Annotated in this window: 3 protein-coding genes and 1 pseudogene; 2 read left to right on the top strand and 2 right to left on the bottom strand. The window is 75.9% G+C overall.

Translation table 11 applies throughout. From position 1 onward, the window contains the following. The first annotated feature begins 149 nt into the window (after positions 1-149). Both PV721_RS41725 and PV721_RS41720 read left to right on the top strand, forming a co-directional pair. Positions 150-740 (top strand): TetR/AcrR family transcriptional regulator, encoded by a 591-nt coding sequence (locus tag PV721_RS41725; protein WP_319733874.1) that lies wholly within the window; start codon positions 150-152, stop codon positions 738-740. Continuing rightward, positions 737-1681, top strand: a complete 945-nt coding sequence (locus PV721_RS41720) for an ADP-ribosylglycohydrolase family protein (RefSeq protein WP_319733873.1) — start codon at positions 737-739, stop codon at positions 1679-1681. Before PV721_RS41725 ends, PV721_RS41720 begins: the two co-directional genes overlap by 4 nt. On the opposite strand, the pseudogene PV721_RS41715 reads toward PV721_RS41720, so the two are convergent. Beyond that, positions 1633-3262, bottom strand: a pseudogene (locus tag PV721_RS41715) (ATP-binding cassette domain-containing protein). The gene PV721_RS41720 and the pseudogene PV721_RS41715 overlap by 49 nt on opposite strands. Positions 3263-3399: 137 nt before the next feature. Next, positions 3400-4191 carry a glutamate racemase gene (locus PV721_RS41710; protein WP_319733871.1) on the bottom strand — a complete coding sequence of 264 codons (792 nt, stop codon included), beginning with the start codon at positions 4189-4191 and terminating at the stop codon, positions 3400-3402. Between the last annotated feature and the right edge of the window lie 52 nt (positions 4192-4243).

Genomic DNA, 4243 nt, shown 5'->3' with positions numbered 1-4243 from the left:
GGGTTCCCGTCCCGACCCCCGTCCCGGCTCCCGTCTCGGTCCTCGCCCCGGTCTCGCTGCTCATGGCGCGTCCCTCCACCTGGTGTCCACTGACTACCACATCCGTGGTACTACACCTGTGGTACCACGGATGTAGTTAGGGTGGCAAGGTGAATCAGGACCGAAGGGACCGGCTGCGGGACGCCGCCGTCGCCGTACTGGCCGAGGCGGGCGGGCGCGGGCTGACGCACCGGGCCGTCGACGCGGCCGCCGCCGTACCCACGGGCACGGCCAAGAACTACTTCCCGACGCGGGACGCCCTGCTGCGGGCCGTGGCCGAACGCTGCGTGGAGGAGTACCGGGCGCTGGCCGATTCCCTGGCCGGGGCCGGGCCGGGGCCCGCCGACGCGCGGCAGCTCGCGGCACTGCTCGCCGGGCTGCTGCGGAACGCCGCCGGGCCGGGCCGGCCCCGCGTCCTCGCGTACCTGGAGCTCCAGACCGAGGGGACGCGCCGGCCGTGGCTGGCCGCGCTGCTGGACCCGATCGCCGCGGCGGACTTCGCGGCGCACGCGCACCTGCTGCGCGGGGCGGGGCTGCCGGCCGGGCCGGAGCAGGCCCGGGCCCTCACCCTCGCGCTCCACGGCACCCTCCCCCACCTGCTGTCCGGCGCTCCCGCCACCCTGGCGGCGGCCGGCCTGGACGACCTCGACCGTTTCGCCCGCGGCCTGCTGGCCGCCGTATGCCCTGAGGAGATGCAGTGACCACTCGCCAGGACCGCGCCGTGGGGTCTGTCCTCGGCTCGGCAGCGGGCGACGCGCTCGGCGCGCCGTACGAGTTCGGCCCTGCGGGACAACTGTCCGCGCGCCGGGAGGAGATGTGCGGGGGCGGCGGCTGGGATCCGGGCGAGGCGACCGACGACACGCAGATGGCCGTGCTGCTCGGCGAGTCACTGCTGGAGCAGGGCGGCCTCGAACTCCCGGACGTCTTCGCCCGGTTCCAGCGGTGGGCGGCCGGGCAGCCCAAGGACATCGGCCTCCAGACGGAGGACGTGCTGACGAACGGCCAGCCGTGGGACCTCGCGGCCGTCCTGCACTTCCAGGTCAACACCCGGGCCGCGGGCAACGGTTCCCTCATGCGGGCCGCCACCTCGGCGGTGTACTTCGCCGCCGCCGGGCGGGAGCGGACCATGGACGCCGCGCGCCGGATCGCGGCGCTGACGCACGGCGACCGGGCCGCCTGGGAAGGGACGGCGGTGCTGCACGAGCTCGTCCGCGTCGCCCTGGACGGGGCAGATCCGCTCGCCGCCCTCCCGGGGACGCTCGCCGCGGTGCACCCGGGCCACCGCGAGCGGTACGGCCGCGTACTCGCCCCCGACTGGCATCCCGGGATGGCCACCGAGTTCAACGGCGCGGTGTGGCCCTGCCTGGGCTCCGCGGTGTGGGCGCTGCGGACCACCACCGGTTTCGCGGACGCCGTACGGGCCGCGGTGGACCTCGGCGGCGACACCGACACGGTGGCCGCCGTGACGGGGGCCCTGGCCGGAGCCCGGTACGGACAGGGGGCGGTCCCGGAGGCCTGGACGGCCGCGCTACACGTGCCGCTGCCCGGGTTCGGGGACCGGGTCCTGGACGCGGAGGGCTTGCGGGCGCTGGCTCAGCGGCTCGAGGCGGCCGGCCGGCTGGCCGCCGCCCGCTTCCGCTGAAGCTCCAGGCGGCGCCCCCGGAAGGCCGCGCGCAGCCGACGGTCGTGCGTGACCAGGACCAGGGTCCCGCCGAAGTGGGCCAGGGCCGCGTCCAGTTCCTCCACCACGACCGGGGCCAGGTGGTTCGTCGGCTCGTCCAGGAGCAGCAGGTCGAGCGGGCGGGCCACCAGCCGGGCCAGCTCCAGCTTCCGGCGCTGGCCGGCCGAGAGGAGGCGTACGGGCCGGATGAGGTCGTCCGGGGTGAGCAGGCCGTGCCGGGCGACCTGTTCGGCGCACTCCTCGCCGAACACCTCGACGGCCGAGCGGGGTTCGCGGGCCCACGGGTCGTCCTGCCGGAGCAGTCCCACGCGCGGGGGCGTCCGTACGAGGCCCTGCGCGGGCTTCAGTTCACCGACCAGCAGGTGCAACAGGGTGGATTTTCCGGTGCCGTTGGGTCCGGTCAGCAGGAGACGCTCCCCCGGCGCGAGCGTGAGCGAGACGGGTTCGAGCCGCCCCGGCACGGCCGCTCCGGCCAACTCCACCGCCCCGGCGGCGCCTTCGATGAACCGGCCGGTGAAGACGAGCGGCTGCGGGGGCGGCGGAACGGGATTCCCGGTCAGCCGGTGCAGCCGTTCGCGGGCTGCACGGATGCGGCCGGCGGCGCCGTGGGTCCGGGAGCGGGCCCGGAAGGCGCCGGCTCCGCTGAAGCCGCGGGGCAGCTTGCGGGGGATGGCGGCGAACCGTCCGATGTTGGTGTCGGCGAGCCGCTCGGCGCCGGCGACCTCCGCGCGCCACTCCTCGTACTCCCTTTCCCAGCGGGCGCGTTCGGCGGCGCGGGCGGCCAGGAAGCCGGTGTAGCCGTTGCCGTAGCGGCGGACCGTCCGGCGGTCCTGGTCCACCTCCAGGATGGCGGTCGTGACGCGGTCGAGGAAGAGCCGGTCGTGGGTGACGGCGACGACGGTTCCCGGGTGGGCGCGCAGGCGCTCCTCCAGCCAGCCGACCGCCTCGTCGTCGAGGTCGTTGGTCGGTTCGTCGAGCAGCAGCAGCTCCGGTTCGGCGGCGAGGGCGGACGCGAGCGCGAGCCGGGAGCGCTGACCGCCGGAGAGGGTGCCGAGGCGGCGGTCCGGGTCGAGCGCGTGGCGTTCGCCGAGGTGGCGCAGGGTGGTCGCGACGCGGCGTTCGGCATCACGGCCGCCGCGGGCCTCGTGGGGCGGCGAGGAGGTCCCCGTACGCGGCAAGTTCCTCGGGCCCGGCCTGGTGCAGGCGGGATTCGGCGGCGCGGATCCGCCGTTCGAGGGCGCGCAGGTCGGCGAGGGCGAGGTCGACCGCCTCGCCGACGCGGGCGGACGGCGGGAGGTCGAGGGTCTGCGCGAGGTGCCCGAGACCCCCGGGGGCGGTGACGGTGACCTCGCCGCGGTCGGGCCGTTCCCGTCCCGCGAGGAGGCGGAGCAGGGTGGACTTGCCGGAGCCGTTGTCGCCGACGACGCCGACCCGCTCGCCGGGCCGGACCGTACAGCTCACGCAGTCCAGGACGACACGGGTGTCGTAGCTCTTGGTGACCTCGGACAGGACGATCTGGGTGGAGGCGAGTGGAGCACGCAAGGGCGGTCCCGTCGGTCGCTGGGCTGAGAGGGCAGAACAAGACGAACCGTTACGTCTCGTTACACCCGCAACCGTATACGACGTCCGGGCCTTACGCAAGACGGTCCGTCTCGTCGCCTGTCGTCAGTGAGCGGCTGTCAGCCGACGCGTGCGCCCTCGCCCGCCAACAGCCGGCCCTCCGCGTATCCGAGCGCGGCGGCCGGCAGGGACCCCTCGCGCCCGCTGCGCAGTACGGTCAGTCCGCCCGTGCGGGGCAGAGCGGGTTCGGGCCGGGAGCCGAGGCGGCGCAGCGCCTGGACGGCGACGGCCTCGGCGGAGCCGTGGTAGACCAGCTCGGCTCTCCCCGTCCGCGCGGCGAGGGCGGCCTTGATGGGGCTCTCGACCAGCTCGTAGTGCGTGCAGCCGAGCACCACGTCGGTGACGTCGGCGGGCGTCAGCGCGGCAGCCGCGGCCACGGCATCCGCCACGGCGGCGCCGTCGGCGGCCTCCACGGCGTCGGCGAGCCCAGGGCAGGGCACCTCGGTGACGCGGACCCCGTTCGCGAAGTCGCGGATCAGCCCGCGCTGGTAGGCACTGCCGGTGGTGGCGGGGGTGGCCCAGATCGCGACGCGGCCGCCTGCCGCCGCGGCGGGCTTGATCGCCGGTACGGTCCCGATGACCGGGATGGCGGGCTCCAGCTCCGCGCGCAGGGTGTCCAGGGCGTGCACGGTGGCGGTGTTGCAGGCCACGATCAGCGCGTCCGGGCGGAGCGCGGCTGCGGCCCGGGCGACGGAGAGCGCCCGCTCGGTGAGGTCCGCGGGGGTCCGCGGGCCCCAGGGCATCCCGTCGGGGTCCGAGGACAGGACCAGGTCCGCGTCCGGCCGCAGCCGGCGCACCGCCGTGGCCGCCGCGAGGAGGCCGATTCCGGAGTCCATGAGCGCGATCTTCACCGGGCCACCTTAGTCGACCCCCACCCCGCGCGGGCCGCCACCACCGGCACCC

The organism is Streptomyces sp. MB09-01 (genome assembly GCF_033794505.1).
Lineage (GTDB): Bacteria > Actinomycetota > Actinomycetes > Streptomycetales > Streptomycetaceae > Streptomyces.
Note: the sequence above shows the minus strand (reverse complement) of the source record. Positions and strands in the feature narration are given on the sequence as shown.